14 protein-coding genes are annotated in these 24,348 nt (G+C 71.1%); 12 read left to right on the forward strand and 2 right to left on the reverse strand.

Annotated features, from left to right (window positions below; translation table 11 throughout):
* Nucleotides 1-148: 148 nt before the first annotated feature.
* Entirely contained in the window at nt 149-1,009 is an 861-nt protein-coding gene (locus tag ACWDR7_RS08860; protein WP_449854557.1) for a spermidine synthase, read from the reverse strand.
* A 54-nt stretch (nt 1,010-1,063) separates the two neighbouring features.
* Here ACWDR7_RS08860 and ACWDR7_RS08865 point away from each other — a divergent pair, with 54 nt between their 5' ends.
* Nucleotides 1,064-1,723, forward strand: coding sequence for a GntR family transcriptional regulator (locus ACWDR7_RS08865; protein WP_449854558.1), 660 nt, complete (start codon nt 1,064-1,066; stop codon nt 1,721-1,723).
* A gap of 43 nt (nt 1,724-1,766) precedes the next feature.
* Here ACWDR7_RS08865 and ACWDR7_RS08870 read toward each other — a convergent pair whose 3' ends face one another.
* Nucleotides 1,767-2,777, reverse strand: a complete 1,011-nt coding sequence (locus ACWDR7_RS08870; RefSeq protein ID WP_449854559.1) for a 1-aminocyclopropane-1-carboxylate deaminase — start codon at nt 2,775-2,777, stop codon at nt 1,767-1,769.
* Nucleotides 2,778-3,094: 317 nt separating this feature from the next.
* Here ACWDR7_RS08870 and rpoB point away from each other — a divergent pair, with 317 nt between their 5' ends.
* The 11 genes from rpoB (at nt 3,095) to ACWDR7_RS08925 (ending at nt 24,344) form a co-directional block, all read left to right on the forward strand.
* Nucleotides 3,095-6,604 carry a DNA-directed RNA polymerase subunit beta gene (rpoB, locus tag ACWDR7_RS08875; RefSeq protein ID WP_449854560.1) on the forward strand — a complete coding sequence of 1,170 codons (3,510 nt, stop codon included), beginning with the start codon at nt 3,095-3,097 and terminating at the stop codon, nt 6,602-6,604.
* Nucleotides 6,605-6,646: 42 nt separating this feature from the next.
* The gene (rpoC, locus tag ACWDR7_RS08880; protein ID WP_449854561.1) at nt 6,647-10,522 is read left to right on the forward strand and encodes a DNA-directed RNA polymerase subunit beta'; all 3,876 of its coding nucleotides are present in this window, start codon (nt 6,647-6,649) and stop codon (nt 10,520-10,522) included.
* Between the two features lie 166 nt (nt 10,523-10,688).
* Nucleotides 10,689-11,630 (forward strand): ABC transporter ATP-binding protein, encoded by a 942-nt coding sequence (locus ACWDR7_RS08885; protein WP_449854562.1) that lies wholly within the window; start codon nt 10,689-10,691, stop codon nt 11,628-11,630.
* Nucleotides 11,627-12,505 carry an ABC transporter permease gene (locus tag ACWDR7_RS08890; protein WP_449854563.1) on the forward strand — a complete coding sequence of 293 codons (879 nt, stop codon included), beginning with the start codon at nt 11,627-11,629 and terminating at the stop codon, nt 12,503-12,505. Before ACWDR7_RS08885 ends, ACWDR7_RS08890 begins: the two co-directional genes overlap by 4 nt.
* A complete protein-coding gene (locus ACWDR7_RS08895; protein WP_449854564.1) occupies nt 12,502-13,329 on the forward strand; it encodes an ABC transporter permease in 828 nt (275 codons plus the stop codon). Before ACWDR7_RS08890 ends, ACWDR7_RS08895 begins: the two co-directional genes overlap by 4 nt.
* Nucleotides 13,330-13,490: 161 nt before the next feature.
* Nucleotides 13,491-14,747, forward strand: a complete 1,257-nt coding sequence (locus tag ACWDR7_RS08900) for an ABC transporter (protein WP_449854565.1) — start codon at nt 13,491-13,493, stop codon at nt 14,745-14,747.
* 65 nt (nt 14,748-14,812) lie between these two features.
* A complete protein-coding gene (locus ACWDR7_RS08905) occupies nt 14,813-15,292 on the forward strand; it encodes a hypothetical protein (protein ID WP_449854566.1) in 480 nt (159 codons plus the stop codon).
* Nucleotides 15,293-15,365: 73 nt separating this feature from the next.
* Nucleotides 15,366-16,016 carry a spermidine/putrescine ABC transporter substrate-binding protein gene (locus tag ACWDR7_RS08910; RefSeq protein ID WP_449854567.1) on the forward strand — a complete coding sequence of 217 codons (651 nt, stop codon included), beginning with the start codon at nt 15,366-15,368 and terminating at the stop codon, nt 16,014-16,016.
* 148 nt (nt 16,017-16,164) lie between these two features.
* Nucleotides 16,165-17,280 (forward strand): serine/threonine-protein kinase, encoded by a 1,116-nt coding sequence (locus tag ACWDR7_RS08915; RefSeq protein WP_449854568.1) that lies wholly within the window; start codon nt 16,165-16,167, stop codon nt 17,278-17,280.
* A 1-nt stretch (nt 17,281) separates the two neighbouring features.
* Nucleotides 17,282-23,353, forward strand: coding sequence for an Ig-like domain-containing protein (locus ACWDR7_RS08920; RefSeq protein ID WP_449854569.1), 6,072 nt, complete (start codon nt 17,282-17,284; stop codon nt 23,351-23,353).
* A gap of 25 nt (nt 23,354-23,378) precedes the next feature.
* Nucleotides 23,379-24,344, forward strand: coding sequence for an AAA family ATPase (locus ACWDR7_RS08925; protein ID WP_449854570.1), 966 nt, complete (start codon nt 23,379-23,381; stop codon nt 24,342-24,344).
* Nucleotides 24,345-24,348: the final 4 nt, after the last annotated feature.

The raw sequence follows: 24,348 nt of genomic DNA on the forward strand, positions 1-24,348 counted from the left end.
CTTGCACATCGACCTGGACGTGCTCGATCCCGCCCACCTCGCCGGCGTCTCGCGGGCCGCTCCGTTCGGGCCGAACCCGCGCCCGATCCGCGAGCCCGCGCCGGATCGGGCGCGGGCTCGGCGAACGAGGGCGGGTTCGGCGAAATCGTCAGCGGTCGAAGAGGGACCAGGACGGGCGGGGGGAGTCCGTCGCGTCGCCGTCCACGGCGGGGCGCGCGTCGGCGATGAAGCGGTCCAGCTCCTCGCCGTGGGCGACCTTCGCGGGGTGGGGGCCGGCGGCCATCAGGCGCGGCAGCCACTCCACCGGCAGCGGGCGCGCGGAGGCGGCCATCACGAGGTTCCCGAACCGGCGGCCCTTGAGCACCTGCACCTCGGCGAGCACGGCGAGCTCGGGCAGCACCCGGCGGATGGTCGCCGCCTGGCGCCGCGCGAACGCGAGTCCCGCGCCGTCGGCCGCGTTCACGAGCAGCACGCCCGTCGGCGCGAGCAGCCGCGCGGCCTCGCGGTAGAACTCCACGGTCGTCAGGTGCGCCGGCGTCTGCGCGCCCGAGTACACGTCCGAGACGAGCAGATCCACCGAACCGTGCATCCCCTGCGGCAGCCGCGCCAGCCCCTCGCGCGCGTCGCCGATCCGGATGCGGATGGCCGCCCCGCGCGGCAGCGGCAGCGATTCCCGCACGAGATCCACGAGCGCCGGTTCGAGCTCGATCACCTGCTGCCGCGATCCCGGCCGCGTCGCCTCGATGTACCGCGGGATCGTCAGGCCGCCGGCGCCCAGGTGCACCGCCGTGAGCGGCCCGCCCGGAAGCAGGTCGATGACGGCGCCCATGCGCGCCACGTACTCGAAGTGCAGGTGCGTGGGATCGTCCGGATCGACGTGCGACTGCGGGGTGCCGTCCACGTCGACCTCGTAGCCCGCCGCGTACTCGCTCGGCAGGATCCGCGCGATGCGCCCGTCCGACAGCCGCGCCGTCGGCACCTCCCGATCCGTCCCTCGCTGTCGTCCCACGGCTCGAGCGTACGTCGCCCAGAGCAGGCCGGTGGCCGACCTAGGATATATCGCATGCCGGTTCCGCAGGGTGCAGGGGTCCATCGTCGAGGGCTTCTGCGCGACGACGTCTATACCACCATTCGCGACGCGATCGTCCGGGGCGACTTCGAGCCGGGGGAGCGGATTCGGGATCTCGATCTCGTCGACTGGCTCGGCGTGAGCCGCACGCCGATCCGTGAGGCCTTCCTGCAGCTGGAGCGCGCGGGGCTCCTGGAGTCGCGGCCGGGTCAGGCCACCATCGTCGCGCCGCTCGACGGAGAGCAGGTGCGGGGGGCGCAGGAGATCGCCGCTGTGCTGCATGGCCTCGCCGTGGAGTCGGCGGTGCCCAGGCTCGAGCGGGACGACCTGGCCGCCATGGAGGAGGCCAACCAAGCCCTGGCCCTGGCCCTGGACGCGGGGGATGCCGACGCGGCCATCATCGCCGACGACGCGTTCCACGCCGTGGCGCTCGGCGCGAGCGGGAACCCGCGCATCGCCCTGCTGCTGGAGGAGGTGGCGCCGCTGGTGCGCCGCGTGGAGCGGTTGCGCTTCGCATCGGCTCCGGGCCGTGACTCGGTTCGCCAGCACGCAGAGATCCTCGCGCTGTGCGCAGCCGGAGATGCGCAGGCGGCCGCAGACGCGACGCGGCGCAACTGGCGAACGCTCTCACAGACGCTGGCCGACCTCGCGTGACCGCGGATTCGCCCGGGACGAGCAGGCCCCGGGCGAATCGCGATCACGCCGTGAACAGGCCGGCGTACGCGGGCAGCGCGGGCTGGCCGCCCAGATGTGCATAGAGCACGTGGGAGTCGGACGGGATCGTGCCGTCGCTCACGAGGTCGATGAGTCCGGCCATCGACTTGCCTTCGTAGACCGGATCCGTGATGACCCCCTCGAGGGATCCGACCAGGCGCATCGCCGCGAGCGTCGCTTCGTCGGGAATGCCGTATGCGGGGCCCGCCCAGCCCGCGCGCACGTCGATGTCGTCGTCGGTGAGCTCCCGCTCCACGCCGATCATGGTGGCGGTGCGGCGCGCGATGCGCGCCACCTGGTCTCGCGTCTCGTCGATCTTTGCCGATGCGTCGATGCCGATGATGGTGCGAGGCCGGTCCTGCGCCGCAAAGCCGGCGATCATGCCTGCGTGCGTCGAACCCGTCACCGAGCACACCACGATGGTGTCGAAGAAGACCCCGAGCTGCCGCTCCTGCTCCTGCACCTCGAACGCCCATCGCGCGAACCCCAGGCCCCCGAGCGGATGGTCCGAGGCCCCCGCCGGGATCGCGTAGGGCGTGCCGCCACGCTCCCGGACATCGTCGACGGCACGCTCCCAGCTCGGCTTGAATCCCACGCCGAAGCCCGCTTCATCCATCCGCACCTCGGCGCCCATGATGCGCGAGAGCATGATGTTTCCGGTGCGGTCGTTCAGCGCATCCGGCCAGTCGACCCACTTCTCCTGCACGAGCACGGCCTTCAGTCCCAGGTGTGCCGCCACGGCGGCGACCTGCCGCGTGTGGTTCGACTGGTAGCCGCCGATCGAGACGAGCGTGTCGGCGCCCTTCGAGAGCGCGTCGGGGATCAGATACTCGAGTTTCCGGACCTTGTTCCCGCCGTACGCGAGCCCGCTGCTGACGTCCTCGCGCTTGGCCCAGATGCGCGCACCGCCCAGGTGGCGGCTGAGGCGATCGAGCGGATGGATCGGCGACGGGCCGAAGGTGAGCGGGTGTCGGGGGTAATCGCTGAGCGGCATGACGTCCTTCCGGAACGATGACAGATGTTGCACGCAATATACAGAATGCCGACCCACTCGCGTGCGGCGTTCACCGCGATCCGCCCCGCGGCGCGGGCTTATACCGGGCGGAAACGGGTTGGTCAAGGATCCGGGTGGACATGGCGCGTCGCATGGGGCTATAGTTGGAAGTTGCGCTCCCTGGATTCCCCCATGCCCTCAAATGGTGGTCGGCTGGCGCCTCAAGATCCCCGCAGATGATGGCGGGTGGATCGAGGCGGAGGATCCGGGTCGCACCTCACCTGTCGACAAGGAATCTAGTAGCCCTCACCGGGCTCATGGAGGTCATCCCCTTGGCTGCTGCGCGCAAGAACGCATCCACCACCATCACCAAGAACGGACGCGTCGCAAGTCGCCTCTCGTTCGCCAAGATCAGCGACACGCTCACGGTCCCCGACCTGCTCGCGCTGCAGACCGAGTCCTTCGACTGGCTCGTCGGAAACGACGCCTGGCGCCAGCGCCTCGAAGAGGCTCGCGCCGCCGGCCGCACCGACATCGCCGAGCAGAGCGGCCTCGAGGAGATCTTCGAGGAGATCTCGCCCATCGAGGACCTCTCCGAGACGATGCAGCTGTCGTTCACGAACCCGTACCTCGAGCCCGAGAAGTACTCCATCGAGGAGTGCAAGGAGCGCGGCAAGACCTACGCGGCCCCGCTCTACGTCGAGGCCGAGTTCATGAACCACCAGACCGGTGAGATCAAGACGCAGACGGTCTTCATGGGCGACTTCCCGCTCCAGACCGACAAGGGCACGTTCATCATCAACGGCACCGAGCGCGTCGTCGTCTCGCAGCTCGTGCGCTCGCCCGGTGTCTACTTCGACAAGACGCCCGACAAGACCTCCGACAAGGAGATCGTCTCGGCGCGCGTCATCCCGAGCCGCGGCGCGTGGCTCGAGTTCGAGATCGACAAGCGCGACCAGGTCGGCGTGCGCATCGACCGCAAGCGCAAGCAGTCGGTCACCGTCTTCCTCAAGGCCCTCGGCCTGACCACCGAGGACATCCAGCGCGAGTTCGCCGGCATCGCCTCGATCGAGGAGACCCTCGCGAAGGACACGATCCTCACGCAGGAAGAGGCGCTGCGCGACATCTACCGCAAGCTGCGCCCGGGCGAGCAGGTGGCCGCCGAGGCCGCGCGCTCGCTGCTCGACAACTTCTACTTCAACGCCAAGCGCTACGACCTGGCCAAGGTGGGTCGCTACAAGATCAACCAGAAGCTGGGCCTCGACCTGCCGCTGAGCGAGTCGGTGCTCACCGTCGACGACATCGTCGCGACGATCAAGTACCTCGTCCGCCTGCACCGCGGCGACGAGACCTTCGAGGGCATCCGCCGCGGCGAGAAGGCCGAGATCCGTCTCGACGTCGACGACATCGACAACTTCGGCAACCGTCGCATCCGCGCGGTCGGCGAGCTGATCCAGAACCAGGTCCGCACCGGTCTGTCGCGCATGGAGCGCGTCGTCCGCGAGCGCATGACCACGCAGGACATCGAGGCGATCACGCCGCAGACCCTGATCAACGTGCGCCCCGTCGTCGCCGCGATCAAGGAGTTCTTCGGCACCTCGCAGCTGTCGCAGTTCCTCGACCAGAACAACCCGCTGTCGTCGATCACGCACAAGCGCACGCTGTCGGCGCTCGGCCCCGGCGGCCTGTCGCGCGAGCGCGCGGGCGTCGAGGTGCGAGACGTGCACCCCTCGCACTACGGCCGCATGTGCCCGATCGAGACGCCGGAAGGCCCGAACATCGGCCTGATCGGCCGCCTCGCGACCTTCGGCCGCATCAACTCCTTCGGCTTCATCGAGACGCCGTACCGCCGCGTCGTCGACGGCCGGGTCACCGAGCAGATCGACTACCTCACGGCGGCCGACGAGGAGAGCTTCAACATCGCGAACGCGAGCGCGGTGATCAACGCCGACGGCACGTTCGCCGAGAAGCGCGTGCTCGCCCGCCAGCGCGGCGGCGAGGTCGACCTCGTCGACGTCGAGGACATCGGCTACATCGACGTCTCGCCGCGCCAGATGGTGTCGGTCGGAACGTCGCTGATCCCGTTCCTCGAGCACGACGACGCGAACCGCGCGCTCATGGGCGCGAACATGCAGCGTCAGGCCGTGCCGCTGATCGAGTCCGAGGCGCCCGTGGTCGGCACCGGCATGGAGTCGTACGCGGCGGTCGACGCCGGCGACTCGATCATCGCCGACAAGGCCGGCGTGGTCACCGAGGTCTCGGCCGACTACATCACGGTCCAGCTCGACGAGGGCGGCACGCAGGACTACTTCCTGCGCAAGTTCGACCGCTCCAACCAGGGCAACAGCTACAACCAGCGCGTCATCGTCGCGGCGGGCGACCGGGTCGAGGTCGGCCAGGTCATCGCCGACGGCCCGTCGACCGAGAGCGGCGAGCTGGCGCTCGGCAAGAACCTGCTCGTCGGGTTCATGTCGTGGGAGGGTCACAACTTCGAGGACGCGATCATCCTCAGCCAGAACCTGGTGAAGGACGACACCCTCACCTCGATCCACATCGAGGAGTACGAGGTCGACGCCCGCGACACCAAGCTGGGCAAGGAGGAGATCACGCGTGACCTCCCCAACGTCAGCCCCGAGCTGCTGAAGGACCTGGACGAGCGCGGCATCATCCGCATCGGCGCCGAGGTCCGCCCCGGCGACATCCTCGTCGGCAAGGTCACGCCGAAGGGCGAGACCGAGCTGAGCGCCGAGGAGCGCCTGCTGCGTGCGATCTTCAACGAGAAGAGCCGCGAGGTCCGCGACACGTCGCTGAAGGTGCCCCACGGTGAGCAGGGAACCGTCATCGCGGTCAAGGAGTTCAACGCCGAGGAGGGCGACGACGAGCTCGGCTCGGGTGTCAACCGCCGCGTCGTGGTCTACATCGCCCAGAAGCGCAAGATCACAGAGGGCGACAAGCTCGCCGGCCGCCACGGCAACAAGGGCGTCATCGCGAAGATCCTCCCCGTCGAGGACATGCCCTTCCTCGCCGACGGCACGCCGCTCGACGTCATCCTCAACCCGATGGGCATCCCGGGCCGCATGAACTTCGGTCAGGTGCTCGAGACCCACCTGGGCTGGATCGCCAAGCAGGGCTGGAAGATCGAGGGCGAGCCCGAGTGGGCCATGCGCCTGCCGGAGGAGGCCCGCGAGGTCGCGCCCGGCACGAAGGTGGCGACGCCGGTGTTCGACGGCGCGACGGAGGACGAGATCGCGGGTCTGCTCGACTCGACGCTCCCCACGCGCGACGGCGACCGCCTGATCGACCGCTCGGGCAAGGCGCAGCTGTTCGACGGCCGCACGGGCGAGCCCTACCCGGCTCCGATCTCCGTCGGCTACATGTACATCCTGAAGCTGCACCACCTCGTGGACGACAAGATCCACGCGCGCTCGACGGGTCCGTACTCGATGATCACGCAGCAGCCGCTCGGTGGTAAGGCGCAGTTCGGCGGCCAGCGCTTCGGCGAGATGGAGGTGTGGGCCCTCGAGGCCTACGGTGCCGCGTACGCGCTGCAGGAGCTCCTGACCGTCAAGTCGGACGACATCCTCGGCCGCGTCAAGGTGTACGAGGCGATCGTCAAGGGCGAGAACATCCCGGAGCCCGGCATCCCCGAGTCCTTCAAGGTGCTCATGAAGGAGATGCAGTCGCTGTGCCTGAACGTCGAGGTCCTCTCGGCCGACGGCACGACGATCAACCTGCGCGACACCGACGACGAGGCCTTCCGCGCCGCCGAGGAGCTCGGCATCAACATCTCCAGCCGATTCGAGTCCGCCTCGATCGACGAGATCTGATCCAGCCAGCCGATTCAAAGATTTCCCTACAGGAGACATCAATTGCTCGACGCAACCACTTTCGATGAGCTTCGCATCGGCCTGGCCACCGCGGATGACATCCGTCGCTGGTCCTTCGGCGAGGTCAAGAAGCCCGAGACCATCAACTACCGCACCCTGAAGCCCGAGAAGGACGGTCTGTTCGGTGAGCAGATCTTCGGACCCTCGCGCGACTGGGAGTGCGCGTGCGGCAAGTACAAGCGCGTGCGCTTCAAGGGCATCGTGTGCGAGCGCTGCGGCGTGGAGGTCACCAAGAGCTCCGTCCGCCGCGAGCGCATGGGCCACATCGAGCTCGCCGCGCCCGTCACGCACATCTGGTACTTCAAGGGCGTGCCCTCGCGCCTGGGCTACCTGCTCGACATGGCGCCGAAGGACCTCGAGAAGGTCATCTACTTCGCCGCCTACATGGTGATCTCGGTCGACGAGGAGGCGCGCCACCGCGACCTCCCCACGCACGAGAACAACCTGCGCCTCGAGATCAAGAACCTCGGGGACCGTCGCGACGCGAAGATCGCCGACCGCCTGCAGAAGCTGGAGGACGAGCTCGCGGCACTGGAGGCCGAGGGCGCGAAGGCCGACCAGAAGAAGAAGCTGAAGGACGCCGCCGAGAAGGAGATGGCGACGATCCGCAAGCGCGCGGACGAGAACATCGCTCGTCTCGAGCGCGTGTGGGAGGAGTTCCGCGGTCTCGAGGTCGGGCAGCTCAAGGCGGAGGACGACGTCTTCCAGGAGCTGCAGGACCGCTTCGGCCAGTACTTCGAGGCACTCATGGGCGCCGAGTCGATCCAGCGCCGCCTGGCGGAGTTCGACCTGGCCGCCGAGGCCGAGTCGCTGCGCACGCAGATCGCCGAGGGCAAGGGCCAGCGCAAGATCCGCGCGATCAAGCGCCTCAAGGTCGTGCAGTCGTTCCTGACGACGGGCATGAGCCCGGCGTCGATGGTCCTCGACGTGGTGCCGGTGATCCCGCCGGAGCTGCGCCCGATGGTCCAGCTCGACGGCGGCCGCTTCGCGACCTCCGACCTGAACGACCTGTACCGCCGCGTCATCAACCGCAACAACCGCCTGCGTCGCCTCATCGACCTCGGTGCCCCCGAGATCATCGTGAACAACGAGAAGCGCATGCTGCAGGAGGCCGTCGACGCGCTGTTCGACAACGGCCGCCGCGGTCGTCCCGTCACGGGCACCGGCAACCGCGCCCTGAAGTCCCTGAGCGACATGCTCAAGGGCAAGCAGGGCCGGTTCCGCCAGAACCTGCTCGGCAAGCGCGTGGACTACTCGGGCCGTTCGGTCATCGTCGTCGGCCCGCAGCTCAAGCTGCACCAGTGCGGTCTGCCCAAGCAGATGGCGCTCGAGCTGTTCAAGCCGTTCGTCATCAAGCGCCTGATCGACCTCGGTCACTCGCAGAACATCAAGGCCGCCAAGCGCGCCGTGGAGCGCACGCGCCCCGAGGTGTGGGACGTGCTCGAGGAGATCATCCGCGAGCGCCCCGTGCTGCTGAACCGCGCCCCCACGCTGCACCGCCTGGGCATCCAGGCGTTCGAGCCGCAGCTCGTGGAGGGCAAGGCCATCCAGCTGCACCCGCTCGTCTGCGCGGCGTTCAACGCCGACTTCGACGGCGACCAGATGGCCGTGCACCTGCCGCTGTCGGTGGAGGCCCAGGCCGAGGCGCGCATCCTCATGCTCGCCTCGAACAACATCCTGAAGCCGTCGGACGGCCGCCCGGTCACCCTGCCCTCGCAGGACATGATCATCGGCCTGCACCACCTGACCACCCTCAAGGAGGGCGCGAAGGGCGAGGGCCGCGTGTTCGGATCGGTCGCCGAGGCGCAGCTGGCCAAGGACGAGGGCACCCTCGACCTGCAGGCCAAGGTGCGCATCCGCATCCCGGGCCTGACGTTCCTCGAGGGCCAGGCGCCCGAGGGCTACGAGACCCACGGTCTCGTGGACACCTCGCTCGGTCAGGCGATCTTCAACGACCAGCTGCCGAAGGGCTACCCCTTCGTGCGCGAGCAGGCCGACAAGGGCAAGCTCTCGCAGATCGTGAACAAGCTGGCCGAGGAGTACCCGAAGGTCGTCACGGCCGAGACGCTCGACAAGATCAAGGACGCCGGCTTCTACTGGGCCACCCGCTCGGGTGTCACGGTGGCGCTGAGCGACGTGCTCACCCCGCCGAACAAGCGCGAGATCGTCGCCAAGCACGAGAAGCTCGCCGAGAAGGTCAACGCGCAGTACGCGAAGGGCCTCATCACCGACGCCGAGCGTCGCCAGGAGCTCATCCAGGTCTGGACCGAGGCCACGGACGAGGTCCAGAAGGCCATGCGCGACAACTTCCCGGAGGACAACACCATCAACCGCATGGTGACCTCGGGCGCGCGAGGCAACTGGCTGCAGATCCGCAACATCGCGGGTATGCGCGGCCTGGTGAACAACCCGAAGGGCGAGATCATCCCGCGTCCGATCATCTCCTCGTACCGCGAGGGGCTGTCGGCGGCGGAGTACTTCACCGCCACGCACGGTGCCCGCAAGGGTCTGGCCGACACGGCCCTCCGTACGGCCGACTCGGGCTACCTCACGCGTCGTCTCGTCGACGTCTCGCAGGATGTCATCATCCGCGAGGACGACTGCGGCACCTCGAAGGGCCTCGAGTACCCGATCGCCGCGTTCGACGCGAGCGGCACGCTCGTCAAGGACGCGAACGTCGAGAACTCGGTGTTCGCCCGCACGCTCGCGACCGACGTCGTGGCCGAGGACGGCACCGTCCTGGCCGCCGCCGGCTCGGACGTGGGCGACGTGCTGATCAACCAGCTCGTCGAGGCGGGTGTCGAGTCCATCAAGGTGCGCTCGGTGCTCACCTGCGACTCGGCCGTCGGCGTCTGCGCGCAGTGCTACGGCCGCTCGCTGGCCACCGGCAAGCTCGTCGACATCGGCGAGGCCGTGGGCATCATCGCGGCCCAGTCGATCGGTGAGCCCGGCACGCAGCTGACGATGCGCACGTTCCACACCGGTGGATCGGCCTCGGCGGACGACATCACGCAGGGTCTGCCCCGCGTGCAGGAGCTGTTCGAGGCCCGCACCCCGAAGGGCGCCACGCCCATCGCGGAGGCGGACGGTCGCATCACGATCGAGGAGACCGAGAAGTCCCGCAAGGTGCTCCTCACGCCCGACAACGGCGACGAGGTCAAGGTCTACCCGGTGCTGAAGCGCGCGACGCTCCTCGTCGAGGACGGCCAGCACGTCACGGTCGGTCAGCCCCTCCAGGTCGGCACGCTCGACCCGAAGGAGATCATGCGCGTGCAGGGCGCCCGTGAGGTGCAGAAGTACCTCGTCGGCGGCGTGCAGGGTGTGTACCGCTCGCAGGGTGTGCCGATCCACGACAAGCACATCGAGGTCATCGTGCGCCAGATGCTGCGCAAGGTCACCGTCGTCGACCACGGCGAGACCGACCTGCTGCCCGGCGAGCTGGTGGACATCAAGCGCTACCAGGAGATCAACCGCGCGACCGTGGCCGAGGGCAAGCGCCCCGCGTCGGGTCGTCCGGAGCTGATGGGCATCACGAAGGCGTCGCTCGCGACGGAGTCGTGGCTGTCGGCCGCGTCGTTCCAGGAGACCACGCGCGTCCTCACCGAGGCGGCGCTCCAGGGCAAGCGCGACCCGCTCGTCGGCCTCAAGGAGAACGTGATCATCGGAAAGCTGATCCCCGCCGGCACCGGCCTTGCGAAGTACCGCAACGTCGTGGTCGAGGCGACGGACGAGGCCAAGAGCGAGCGGTACCCCAACCGCATCTTCGCCTCGGACGGCGCGTTCGCGGAGGGCGACTACGGCTTCGTCGACTTCGACGCGTTCTCGTCGGACGACTTCACCCCGGGTTCGTACAACTGACCCAGCGGTGAGGCCCTGAAAGCGGCCCCCGGCTTCGGCCGGGGGCCGCTTTCGCGTCCGCTCCCTCCGCGAACCCGCGCTCGATCCGCGAGCCCGCGCCGGATCCCGCGCGGGTTCGGCGAACGAGCGCGGGGTCGGCGGGGACACTGCCGCTACTGTGAGGCGGGTGAGTTCAGCCGTGATCGCCGCCGAGGGGCTGCGCAAGACGTACCGCGTCAAGGGGAAGCCCGACTTCGTCGCCGTGGACGGGCTGTCGTTCGAGGTCGCGCCGGGGGAGTCGTTCGGGCTGCTCGGGCCGAACGGCGCCGGCAAGTCCACCACGATGCGCATGATCGGCGCCGTCTCGTCGCGCACGGGCGGCGAGCTGTCGATCCTCGGGCTCGATCCGGATCGCCACGGCCCGGAGATCCGCTCCCGTCTGGGAGTGGTGCCGCAGCAGGACAACCTCGACGGCGAGCTCAACGCTCGCGAGAACCTCTACATCTACGGCCGCTACTTCGGCCTGCCCGGCCGCGTCTGCCGCGAGAAGGCCGACGAGCTGCTGGCGTTCGCGCAGCTCGAGGAGAAGGCGAAGTCGAAGGTCGATCAGCTCTCCGGCGGCATGAAGCGCCGGCTCACGATCGCGCGCGGCCTCATCAACGACCCGCGCATCCTGCTGCTCGACGAGCCGACCACGGGCCTCGACCCGCAGGCGCGGCACGTGCTGTGGGATCGCCTGTTCCGGCTCAAGGAGCGCGGCACCACCCTCGTGCTCACGACGCACTACATGGACGAGGCCGAGCAGCTGTGCGACCGGCTCGTCGTCGTCGACAAGGGACGGATCATGGCCGAGGGCACGCCCGCCTCGCTCATCCGCACGCACTCCAGCCGCGAGGTACTCGAGGTGCGCTTCGGCTCCGCGCAGAACGCGGCAGCGGCGGAGCGGATCGAGGGCATCGGCGAGCGGGTGGAGGTGCTGCCCGACCGCGTGCTCGTCTACGCCGCCGACGGCGAGGCCGCGCTCGAGCAGGTGACGGCGCGCGGACTGGAGCCGATCACGAGCCTCGTGCGCCGCTCGAGCCTGGAGGACGTCTTCCTGCGTCTCACGGGAAGGTCGCTGATCGAATGACCGCCCGGCCCGCCGCGCCCGCCGCGGCCGACATCGACGAGCTCCGCGCCGAGGCGATGGCGTGGGGCAGGGCACCGCGCACCCGCGGCACCTGGTACGTCGCCGAGCACATGATCCGCGCGATGCGCGCGTACGGCTGGACGATCCTCGTCGGATCGGTCGGCCAGCCGATCCTGTACCTGCTGGGCCTGGCCGTGGGGCTCGCGGCGCTCATCCAGGTGCCGATCGACGACGGCGGCGAGCCCGTGCCGTACCTGCTGTTCGTCGCGCCGGCGCTCCTCATGACGGCCGCGCTCAACGTGGCGGCCGAGGAGTTCACCTACCCCGTGCTGGCGGGCTTCAAGTGGCGCCGGTTCTTCTACGGCTTCAGCGCGGCGCCCCTGTCGCCGCGGCAGATCGCGAACGGCGTCATCGTGGCGGCCGTCGCGCGCATGGCCGTGACGGTGGCGTTCTACCTGCTCTTCGTGCTCGTCTTCTTCGCGTGGCTGCACCCCGATGCCACGCGCATGGCGACGGCATGGCTGATGGCGCCGATCGGCGTGCTCGCCGGGCTCGCGTACGGCGGCCCGATGCTCGCCTTCGCCGCTTCGCTCGAGGACGACCGCGGGCAGCTGCAGCTCGTGCAGCGCTTCGTCTTCATGCCGATGTTCCTCTTCTCCGGCACGTTCTATCCGCTCGCGACGCTGCCGGTGTGGCTGCAGTGGATCGGCTGGATCTCGCCGCTGTGGCACGCGTCCGAGCTGGGGCGGGTCGTGGCGTACGGCAAGCCGATGGACGCGGCGGGCGTCGCGCTGCACGCGGGCTTCCTCGTGCTGCTCGCCGGGCTCGGCGCCGCGCTGGCGTGGCGCATGTTCCGTCGGAGGCTCGCCTCGTGAGCGCGGCGGTGCAGACCGAGGAGCGCCGGCGCACCGGCGGCGGCGTGCGGGCGCTGTGGGCGGGCAACCCGCTCGCGGTCGTGCAGCGCGGCCTCATCGCGGCCCGCTCGTCGAGCTGGGCGATCGTGCTGTCGGGCTTCTTCGAGCCCGTGTTCTACCTCGCGTCGATGGGGATCGGGCTGGGCGCGCTGATCGGCGACGTGCAGACCTCGCAGGGCGGCGAGGTGCCGTACGCGGCGTTCATCGCGCCCGCGCTGCTGACCGTGTCGGCGATGAACGGCGCGATCTACGACTCCACGTGGAACGTCTTCTTCAAGCTCAACTACGGCCGCCTCTACGAGGGCATGCTCGCGACCTCGCTCGGCCCGCTCGACGTGGCGCTCGGCGAGATCCTGTACGCGCTGCTGCGCGGCCTGCTCTACGCCACCGGCTTCATGGTGATCATGCAGCTGCTCGGGCTCAACCTGGCCCCCACCGCGATCCTGGCCCTGCCCGCCGTGCTGCTCGTGGCCTTCGGCTTCGCGAGCCTCGGCATGGCGATCACGAGCTACATGAAGACGTTCCAGCACATGGACTGGATCAACTTCGTGCTGCTGCCGATGTTCCTCTTCAGCGCCACCCTGTACCCGATCGACATCTACCCCGAGGCGATCCAGGGCATCATCATGGCCTTCCCCCTGTGGCACGGCGTCGAGCTGGTGCGCGGGCTCACGACGGGCATGCTGAGCGCGGGCATGCTGTGGCACGTCGCGTACTACCTCGTGATGATCGCGGTCGGGCTCGTGTTCACGACGCGGCGGCTGCGCAGTCTCTTCCTCGACTGAGTCGCGCACCGGTCGAGCTCCTCCCCGACCGCGCCGGTACCCCGGCGGAGCGGCGACACGCCCGGGCCGTGCGCCGGCGACGGCGAGGCTCCCCGGCGGCGCGGATGTGCCGCGGTACGCTCGCGCGGAGGGGATCCGCCCCGCCGTGAGGAGTGCAACGGATGAGTGACGCCCAGGGGAAGAACGACCCGGCCACCGGCGAGCCCATCGAGGAGCGCGCCGCCGAGGCCCCCGCCGAGACCCAGGCCCCCGAGACCCAGGCCCCCGAGGCGCCGGTCACCGAGACCAGGGCCGCCGAGGCGCCGGTCGCGGAGGCGCCGGTGGACGAGCGCCCCTCCGCCCTCGCGGACGCGATCGGCGAGGACCCCGACGTGACGGGCGAGGGCGCGCGGCCCGCGGCCGCCGAGCAGGCGGAGCCCGCCGCGTCGCAGGCCGAGCCCGTCGCCGAGCAGGGGCCGGCGGCCGAGGCGCCCTCGGAGCCGGTCGCCGAGGCGCCCACGCGCTCCGCGCGCCGTTCCGCCGGCGAGCCGGACGCGCCGTCCGACCCCGTCGAGCCCGCGCCCGCGCGTGCCGGTGCCGCCGAGCCGGCCGCGGCCGAGCCGACCGACGCCGAGCCGGCCGCGCGGCCCGCTCCCGACTACGCCGCCCTCGCCGCCGAGCTCGACGCACTCGACGCGCGTCACGGCACCGAGGGCGCCGAGCCGGCGCCGCGTCGCGAGGCCGGCACCGCGTCGTCGGGCAGCCCGTGGTTCGAGCGGGCCGACGAGACGCAGACGTTCCGGGCCACCGAGCCCGAGGGCGCGCCGGCGGTCACCGCGAGCGAGCCCGCCGCCGAGACGGTCGCCGCGCCCGCGCCGCAGCCCGTGTTCGTCGAGGCCCCCGAGCCGCCGACCAAGCGCGGCAACCGCGGCGCCGCCGGGCTGATCGGACTGCTGGCGGCGGTCGTGTTCGCCGTCCTCTACTTCGCGGCCGTGGCCGGCTACACGGCCCTCACCGACGGCTTCGCCTCGGTGGACGAGCTGTCGACGTTCGCGCTCGAGACCGTCGCGTCGGTGACGTTCTGGATCCCGGTGGTCGCGTTCTTCCTGGGCTTCTGGCTGCTCGGGGCGATCGTCAACCGCGCCCGCTGGGGCGCGTGGGTGCTGCTCGGGTTCTTCGTCGCCGTCCTCACCTACGCGGCGCAGGTGTTCGCGCCCGTGATCGCGGGGCCGTTCTGGATGATCACGCCGAGCGAGGCGGCCGACGTGGTGCAGGAGGGCGTGCTCGCGCCGCTGGCGATCGCGGCGTTCGTGATCGCGCGCGAGGTGACGATCTGGTTCGGTGCGTGGGCGGCCAGGCGCGGGGCCAAGATGAACCGGCTCAACGCCGAGGCGCAGGAGGAGTACGAGCGGACGCTCGAGGCCGGCCCGTCCGCCTGACCTCCGCTCGCCGCCTCTCCGCCCCGTCCCAGGAAACCTCCCGGGGCGGGGCGGAGACTTGTGACATGGCGGACGCGCGGAGCGGGGGCGGAGCGGGCCCGCTGCTGCTCGCTCTCGCCGCCGTCTCGTACGGCGCGCTCGTGATCTGCGCGACGGGATTCGCGGCGCTGCTCACCGACACCGACGTCCTTCCCGTGCCCGGTCTCGGCCCGGTGCCCGGCGTGCTCGCCGTGCTCGTCTCGGTGCTGGCGTTCGCGGGCACGCTGTGGCCGGTCGTGCGGCTGGAGCGCCCCGCCTTCACGGGCGCGGTGCCCGTGGCGCTCGCGGCGGCGCTGTCGCACCTGGTGGCGCTGTGGCTGCTCGCGCTCGCGTTCGGCGCGGGCGCCGCGGCGGCGACCGCCGCGGTGGGCGGCGCCGTGACGGGATGGGCCTCGGTCACCTTCCTGCTCGCCGCGGCCGTGGCCGCGTGGGGAGCGATCGCGTTCCGCCGCACCGAGGCGCGCCCGCCGCGCTGGCCGTGGGAGCGCGAGGCCGACGACGAGTAGCGCGGGCGGGGCGCGCGGGCGATCGAGGCGGCGGAATCTCGGGGAATCGCGGGATCGCGCCTACTCTGGGACCGTGGAGCGTTCGCTCGAGACCCAGGTGAGCCAGGCGGTCGACGCCTGGCTGCGGTGGCTGCCGCGCTGGGAGCCGGCGACGCACCGCGGCAGGGTCGCCCCGTGCCGCCGCTGCCTGGGGTCGCCCGTGCTGTCGGCGGCGGGCCTCGGATCGGACGTGCCGCACGGCGTGCAGCACGGGCTGTCGACGCGCATCAAGACGATCGTCGACCGGGCCGTGGCCGAGTACACGTCGCGCAACCTGCCCCTGCTGCAGACCGAGCTCGATCAGCAGGCCGCCCGCAACCGCGCGCGCAGCTACCGCCCCGCCGAGGGCCTCGAGCCCGAGTTCGAGGGGCTCCCGCTCGATCCGGATCCCGTTCCCGGCGCGCCGTTCCTCTTCACGATCGAGGGGCTCGCGAACGAGGCCGAGCAGGAGGTGCCGAGCCTGCCCCCGCTCAGCGAGGAGGCCAAGGCCGCGCTGCGGCAGGAGGTCGGACTCGCCGACGAGTACGCCAACCTCGTGGGGCGCGAGGTGTGCGGGCTGCTGCTGCAGCACCGGCTGCGCATCCAGGCCGGCGTGGCGGAGTTCGTCGAGCCGCAGATCGAGGCGATGCTCGCGGACCTCACGAAGTCGCTCGACGCTCCGCTGGACCCCCGCGATTTCGCCTGAGCGAGCGGAGCGAGCCGCCCCGGGAACGCGGGGAGACCAGGGGATCGGCGGTGGCGGGGACACGCCCGGCGCGTTGCTACGATGGTCGAGCGCTGCCCGCCCTGCTCGGCGGGCCGCGGATCACGCACGCCGCCACGGGGGAGGACGATTGGCTGAGCGTCTGCCGGCCCAGCCGCCCGTGCTGCCGGGCCTGAACTACGTGCGCCCGCTCGGGTCCGGTGGCTTCGCCGACGTCTACCTCTACGGCCAGGACATGCCGCGCCGCGAGGTCGCCGTCAAGGTGCTGCCGGATTCGCTGCACACCTCCGAGCTCGTGCGCATGTTCAACTCCGAGATCGACGTGCTCGCGCGCCTGGCCACGCACCCGTCGATCGTCACGATCTACGACGCGGGCCTCGCGCCTGACGGCCGGCCGTACATCTCCATGGAGTACTGCCCCGCCTCGTACGCCAAGCGCTACCGCCACGAGCGGATCCCCGTGCCGGAGGTGCTCGAGGTCGCCGTGAAGACCGCCAGCGCCCTCGAGACCGCCCACCGCACGGGCGTGATCCACCGCGACATCAAGCCGAGCAACATCCTCGTCACGGCGTTCGGCTCGCCCGTGCTCGCCGATTTCGGCATCTCGGCCTCGCTCACCGCCGCGGCGCGCGAGAGCATGGCGCTGTCGGTGCCGTGGTCGGCCCCCGAGGTCGTGCTGGAGCAGAGCAACGGCACGATCGCGAGCGAGGTGTGGGGGCTCGGCGCCACGATCTACTCCCTGCTGGCCGGGCGCAGCCCGTTCGAGCACGCGGAGCGCTCCGAGAACTCGCGCGAGCAGCTCACGCGGCGCATCGCGCGGGCGAAGTACGTCCCCGTCGGCCGCGACGACCTGCCCGTCGGCCTCGAGGCCGTGCTGCAGCGCGCCATGAGCCGCGAGCCCGGCCGCCGGCAGCCGAGCGCGCTGCAGTTCGCCGAGGAGATCCGCGTGGTGCAGGCCGGGGCGCGCCTCATCCCGACCCCGCTCGAGGTGCGCGTGGACGAGTACCACCCGTCGGCGCCGCTGGACCTCGAGGACGACGGGGCGCGCTGGGCGCCGCGGCCGAACGTGGCCTACCCGTCCACGCGGAAGTACCAGCCGCGGGCGCCGCAGCACCGCGACGAGGACGACACGTTCACGGCGCCCTCGCGCCGCCGCCGTCGCACGTGGCCGTGGCTGCTCGTCGGCGGCGTCGCCCTCATGGCGCTGGGCGCCGCGGCCGCCGTGTGGTTCGGGACGGTGATCTGACATGCGCCGCGCGCTCTGGGGCTGGATCACCGCGGGGGTCGTCACCGCGCTGATCGTGACGCTCGCCGTCGTGTGGCCGGGGCTCGACGCCCAGCGCACGCCGAGCACCGAGCCGGGCGTGTGGGCGCTGCAGACGGGCGAGAACGTGCGCTACGCGCGCATCAACACCGAGGTCCTCGAGCTCGACACCGTGCGGACCGTCTCGAACCCGTCCGGCATCGTCCAGTCCGAGCGGGGCGCGTTCCTCTTCGCGGAGAGCGACTCGCGGCTGCTCGAGATCGACACGGCGATGCCGATCGACTACGACGACGAGGCGCAGGCGACCGCCGACCGCACCCCCGGCGGCACCGTCGCGGTGGCGACGGCCGGCGAGTACGTGGCCTACCTCACCGACACCGGCACGGTGTTCGCCGGCGTGCTCGGCGAGGCCACGCTGCTCATCGAGCCGCACCCGGCCGAGGAGGACGAGTCGGAGGAGGGATCCGACGACGAGGGCTCCACCGCGCCGTCGTGGACGGCCGACGCGATCGCGATCGACGACGCGGGCGTGCTGTACGCCTACACCGCCGACGACTCGATCGTGACGCGCTACGACGTCGCGCAGCGGCGGCTCCTCGGCGAGGACGCCGCGCCGAGCGGGCTGACGAGCGAGGGACTCGAGCTGACCGCGGTCGACGGCACGTGGTTCCTCGTGGACGCGACGAGCGGTGAGATCTGGCGGCGCGGCCAGGCCGACGCCTTCCAGCCGGGCCTGGGCGGCGTCGTGGTGGCGGGCACGGCCACGGCGCGCGGGGAGTCGGCGTACCTCGCCGACGACCTCGGCCTCGTCGAGCTGCCCAAGGGCGGCGGGCCCCGCCGTGTGTTCGACGCGCCGGGCGGCGCACCGGCCGCGCCGCGGGTGTTCAACGGCGACGTGTACGCGGCCTGGCTCGACATCGCGGGCGGCACGATGTGGCGCATGCCCGTGTCGGGCGGGTCGGGCGGGTCGGACGGCACGCAGATCTCGCTGGACTACGGGGGGCTCGAGCTGCCGGAGGAGCGCGAGCCCGTCTTCACGTCGTCGGGGTCGCGCATGATCCTGAACGAGACGCGATCCGGCTGGGTGTGGACGATGCCGGACGGCACGCTCGTGCCGTCCAGCCAGGAGTGGGAGCCGGAGGACGATCTCGAGGAGGAGACCGTCGAGACGCAGGAGCAGGCCGAGGTCGTGACCGACCCGCGGCCGCCCGTGGCGGAGGACGACGCCTTCGGCGTGCGCCCTGGCACGCTCGTGAGCCTGCCGGTCATGCTGAACGACCACGATCCCAACCAGGACGTGCTCACGATCATGGAGGGCTCCGTCTCGGGGCTGCCCGCGGAGTTCGGGCGGCTCGCGATCACCGACGACGGCGGGCGGATCACCGTGGACGTCGCACCGGATGCGACCGGATCGGCGACCTTCCAGTACCAGGTGATCGACGGCACGCAGGAGGGCGGCAGGGCGTCGGAGCCCGCCACCGTCACCCTCACCGTGAGCGAGGGCAACCGCGCGCCCGTCTGGTGCGGCGTGGAGGGGTGCCTGGCCGAGTGGCCGAGCCCCGAGCTGGCGCCGGGCGGCACGGTCACCGTCCCCGTTCTCGACGGCTGGGTCGACCCCGACGGCGACCCGGTCGTCCTGCTCGACGTCGCGAACCCCTCGGGCGAGGGCGCGGCGTCGGTGACGCCCGACGGCGACGTCGTCTACCAGCACAGCAACTCGTCGAGCGGATCGAGCACGGTCGAGCTGCACGTCACGGTCGCGGACACGCAGGGCGCCCAGACCACGCGCTCGCTCGCCGTGAAGGTCGACCCGAACCCGCAGCTGCACGCCGAGTCGTTCGCCGTGCTCGACTCCGTCGGCACCATCGCGGTCGACGTCGAGCCGCACGTCACGGGCACCGAGGGGCGCCTCTCCGTGGAGTCGGCGCGCGTGCTCGACAACGCCGACGCGACGGCCGTGCCCTCGGCGTTCGGCATCGGGTTCGACTTCACGGCCGACGAGGAGGGCATCTATCTCGTCCGCTACACCGTGACCGACGGCATGAGCTCGGCCGAGGCGACGGCGCGCATCACGCTGCTGCCCGAGGACGCGCCCGCGCAGCTCTCGGCAGCTCCCGTCACCGCGTTCGTGCATCAGGGCGCGGACGTCACGATCGACGTCATGCCGACGGTCACCAACCCCACGCGCCGCGTGCTCATGCTCAGCGAGCCGCAGGTGTCGCCCGCCGACGGCGCGACGCTGCAGGTCGACGTGGTCGGCCAGAGCGCGCTGCGGCTCACGGGGACCACGGCCGACGGCGAGGCGGGACTGCTCGGCACGGTGCGGTACACCGTGAGCGACGGCACGCTCGACGACGGCGCGCAGGTGGCGGGGGAGGCGAGCGTCTTCCTGCTCCCGCCGGCGTCCGATCTCTCGCCGATCGCCGTCGACGACTCGGTCGTCGTGCGCGCCGGCGCGCAGATCGACATCCCCGTGCTCGACAACGACGTGGCGCCGGCCGGTCGCTCGCTCATGCTCGACCCGTCGGCCGTGCAGTCGTCGACGGATCGCGCGCTCGCCTTCGCCGCCGGCTCGGTGATCCGCTACCTCGCGCCGAAGGAACCGGGCGACTACCGCATCGACTACTCCGTCTACGCCGCCGGCGCGCCCTCGCTCGCCGACTCCGCGGCGGTGACGGTCCGCGTCGTCGGCGAGGAGGAGAACCGGCCGCCGCAGCCGCACCGGCTCGAGGGCCGCGTGCTCGCCGGACAGAGCGTGGAGATCCCGCTGCAGCGCTTCGGCGCCGATCCGGATGGCGACACGGTGGAGCTGGATCGCATCCTCACCCAGCCCGATGTCGGCTCGGCGTCGATCTCGGCCGACGGCGAGTCGATCGTGTACCGGAGCGCGCCCGGCTCCTTCGGGCAGGTCTCGTTCACGTACCAGGTGGTCGACGGCCAGGGGCTGCCGGGGACGGGCCGCGTGCGCGTGGGCGTCATGGACGCCGAGGCCGACCCGCGACCCGTGCTGTACACCGACTACGTGCAGGTGCAGGGCGCCGAGGACGCCGAGGTGACGGTGACCCCGCTCGCGAACGACATCGACCCGCTCGGCGGCGAGCTGAGCCTCGAGAACGTCGTGCCGGACGTGCCCGCCACGCTCTCGGACGGCACGGAGAACCCGCGCCACGTCGAGCTGATGGACCGGCTGAGCGTGGAGGGCGACACCGTGCGGGTGCGGCCGGGGGCCGAGTTCGGCACGATCTCGTACCTGTACGACGTCGAGACCTCGGGCGGCAACTCCGCCCGCGGTCGGATCGTCGTGTACGTCACGCGCGAGCGCGTGCCCGACTACCCGGTCGTGAGCGACACGCGCCTCACGCTCGAGACGCGCGACCGCTTCGAGAACGGCGTCGACGTGGTCGACGGATCGGTGGCGTGGAGCGGCGGCTCGGTCGACGACCTCGAGCTGGCGCTGTGGGGCGAGCAGGAGGGCGCCGAGGTCTCGGGCAACCGCATCTCCGGCGAGCTCACGCCCGAGGCCCGCGTGATCCCGTTCCAGCTCACGGGCCAGAGCACGAGCGGCGACGACGTCGCGGGCTACGGCTTCCTGCGCGTGCCGGGTGATCGCGCCGCGCTGGCCGAGAAGGCCGACGCGCCGCCGATCGAGGTGCAGGAGGGCGAGTCGGTCGAGTTCGACATGCGCGACCGGGTCGCCACGCCGCGCGGGCGCACCCTCGAGGTCGGCAGCGAGGTGGCCACGAGCGGCGCCCGCACGGCCGCCACCTGCAGCGTGCGCGGATCGGTCATCACGTACGCCGCCGGCGACGGCGCGCCCTGGAGCGACGCCTGCGCCGTGCCGGTGCGACTCGACGGCGACGAGGCCTGGACGGTGCTCTCGGTCGGCATCCGCGTCATCCCGAACGCCCCGCAGCCCGACCTGAAGGCCGCGGCCGTGACCGTGTCGCCGGGCGACACGGCGACGTTCGACCTGCAGCAGATGGTCACGTGGCCGGGCGGCCGCGTGGGCGACCCCGTGAGCTTCGGCTTCGAGTTCGGCGGATCCGCGCTGTCGGCGAGTGCGTCCGGCAGCATCGTGACCGTCACGGCGCACGACACCGCGCGCCCGGGCACGCAGGAGCGCGCCACCGTGACGAGCACGAGCCACGACGACGTCTCGCCCGCCTCGCTCACGTTCACGGTGGGCGACGCGCCGTCGCAGCTGCCGCGCGGCGGCACGGCCGAGCAGCTGTGCCGCACGACGCAGGGCGGGTCGTGCGACATCCAGGTGGTCGGCATCCCCGGCGAGACGAACCCGCTGCCCGGCACGCCGCTGCGCCTCATGTCGGTGCAGTCCTCGCAGGCGTGCGCGGGCGTGTCGTTCTCGGTCGCGTCCGACACGCACGTGCGCGCGTCGTGGGCACCCGGCACCCCCGGCGCCACGTGCCGCGCCCGCTTCGCCGTGGAGGACGCGCAGGGCCGCGTCTCGGGCGGCGAGGCGATGGGCACCGTGCTCCTCGACCTGCACGGCCTGCCGAACACCCCGGGTGGCGTGAACCAGATCGGGTACGACGACGGCCAGGTCATGCTGCGGGTCGACCCGGGCACCTCGCGCGCGGCGTACCCCGCCCTGCAGGGCTTCCGCGTGACGTGGAACGGCCAGGAGGTCGCGACGTGCTCGGCCGACGGCGCCTGCCCGGTCATCAACGCGCCCAACGGCGAGCAGCGCGACTACGTGGTGCGCGCGTTCAACTCCACGGGCGAGTCGGAGGGCTCGGTCCAGACGAGGGCCTGGGCGTTCCGCCCGCCGGCCGCGCCGCGCGACGTGCAGTGGCGGCCCGTCCAGACGGACGACGGGCGTGGCCACCTCGTCAACATTGATGTGACGGTCGCCGAGCCGCAGCAGACGGGCTCACTTGAGATCTGGAGCGCCGCCACTAACGAGATCACCCCGGTCGACGTGCGTGGCAGGTCTCGCGTGCGCATTGACAGCTTCAATGTCGGGTCGAACGACCTAACTGATATCACAATCACGCCTGTCTCGATCCACAACATTCCCGCGGGGCTGTCGGGCGTGAAGACCGGCGAGTCGGTCAGCATCAAGATGCACGGCGTCGGGGCGCCGACCGATCTGCGCATCACAAGCGCGAGCTCCGAGAACGTGGGCAACGGTCAGGCGCGCATCGATGTGGAAGCGTGGGCTGGCGCCGGCAGCTCCGCAGCGGGCACGAGCGTCGAGTACGGATTTGCGCTAGACGGGCAGCGTTGTTTCCCGAGCTCGTCGTCTCCGAGGGCGTCGTTCACGGTGCAGGATGGCCGCGAGTACGTTGTTCAGGCCTGCGCGCAGACGCGATACAACGACGACATCTACGGCTATGCCGGCCTTGTCAAGTCGCAACCCGTTCGAGCCGTTCAGAATCTACCCAAGCCGAAAGGCGCGACGTTCTATGTGAATCGCGACCCATCGCTCACGGTCGAGGGCGTGACCGCGACAGCTAGCTGGAGCATCAGCCCGGACAGCTTGGAGGGTCCCACTAGCGAGAAACCCCACGAGAATCACTACGTGTTTTCGACGGGTTGGGAGCACCGGTACGGAGCGGACCCCGACATTGGGGTGCGCTGGGAACACGACTGGTGGCCCGGTGTCTACTCGGAGTGGGGCGATGTTACTCCTCGCGGCAACTCGGCCCCGTATCAGGTGCGGGCACAGGTCAGTGTGCAAGGCAGCTGTGTGGGCGGGCAGCAGGCTCCCTCGCTGAGGGAGTCCTACGCCGGAGAAGGCCTCAGAAACAGCACGCTCACCGTTGGCAATGCGACGCCTCGTTATGAACGCTGGGATGAAGGCTGGTTCGGTGGCCGTTGGGAGACGATCCGCGCTGACGAGCCGGGAGTCGTGCCCCCTAATGCGGAGCGGGTCGTGTTCACCCCGACTCTCAGCTGGGACGGTGGGTCGTATGACATCCGCGGGACAGGCAGGAACGACATTGAACTGACCCTCTCCTGCACCCCGACCCAGACCACGCCGCCCGAGGACGAGACCGGCGGAGACACCGGCGGCGAACCCCCGACCCCGTGAGCACCACCCGAGAAGAAGGACACGCATGACGATCACGCAGGAGCAGGCGACCTGGTTCGCCCAGACGTTCTCGCAGCTCGCCGACAACGTCGAGCGGTCCGTGCTGGGCAAGCGCCACGTCGTGGAGCTGGTGCTCACGGCGATGCTGAGCGACGGCCACGTGCTGCTCGAGGACGTGCCGGGCACCGGCAAGACCTCGCTCGCGCGGGCGCTGGGGCAGACGGTGAGCGGCACGAACACGCGCATCCAGTTCACCCCCGACCTGCTGCCCGGCGACATCACGGGCATGACGGTGTACGACCAGAAGACGGGCGAGTTCGACTTCCACCCCGGCCCGATCTTCGCGAACATCGTGCTCGCCGACGAGATCAACCGCGCCTCGCCCAAGACGCAGTCGGCGCTGCTCGAGGTGATGGAGGAGGGCAAGGTCACGGTCGACGGCATCACCCGCCCCGTCGGCGAGCCGTTCCTCGTCATCGCCACGCAGAACCCCGTGGAGCAGGCGGGCACGTACCGCCTGCCCGAGGCGCAGCTGGACCGCTTCCTCATGAAGACGTCGCTCGGCTACCCCGACCACGCCGCCACCGTGCGCATCATCGGCGGCGCCGCGACGGCGACGGCCGACCTCGCGGCGATCATCGCGCCGCAGGCGATGGTGGGCATGGCGGCGCTGGCCCGCACGGTGTACGTCGACGCGCTCGTGCTCGACTACATCGTGCGCGTGGTCGAGGCCACGCGCACGGCCGAGCAGGTGCGCCTGGGCGTCAGCATCCGCGGCGCGCTCGCGCTCACGCGCGCGGCCCGCACGCGCGCCGCCTCGCAGGGCCGCACCTACGCGGTGCCCGACGACGTCAAGGCGCTCGCCGGCCCGGTGCTCGCGCACCGCCTCATCCTGCAGCCCGAGGCCGAGTTCGACGGCGTCACGGCCGAGGCCGTGATCGGCCAGGTGCTGCTCTCGGTGGCGCCGCCGGTGGACCAGCCCGCGGCCTGATCCC

The sequence above is a fragment of the Microbacterium sp. NPDC003461 genome (genome assembly GCF_053588335.1).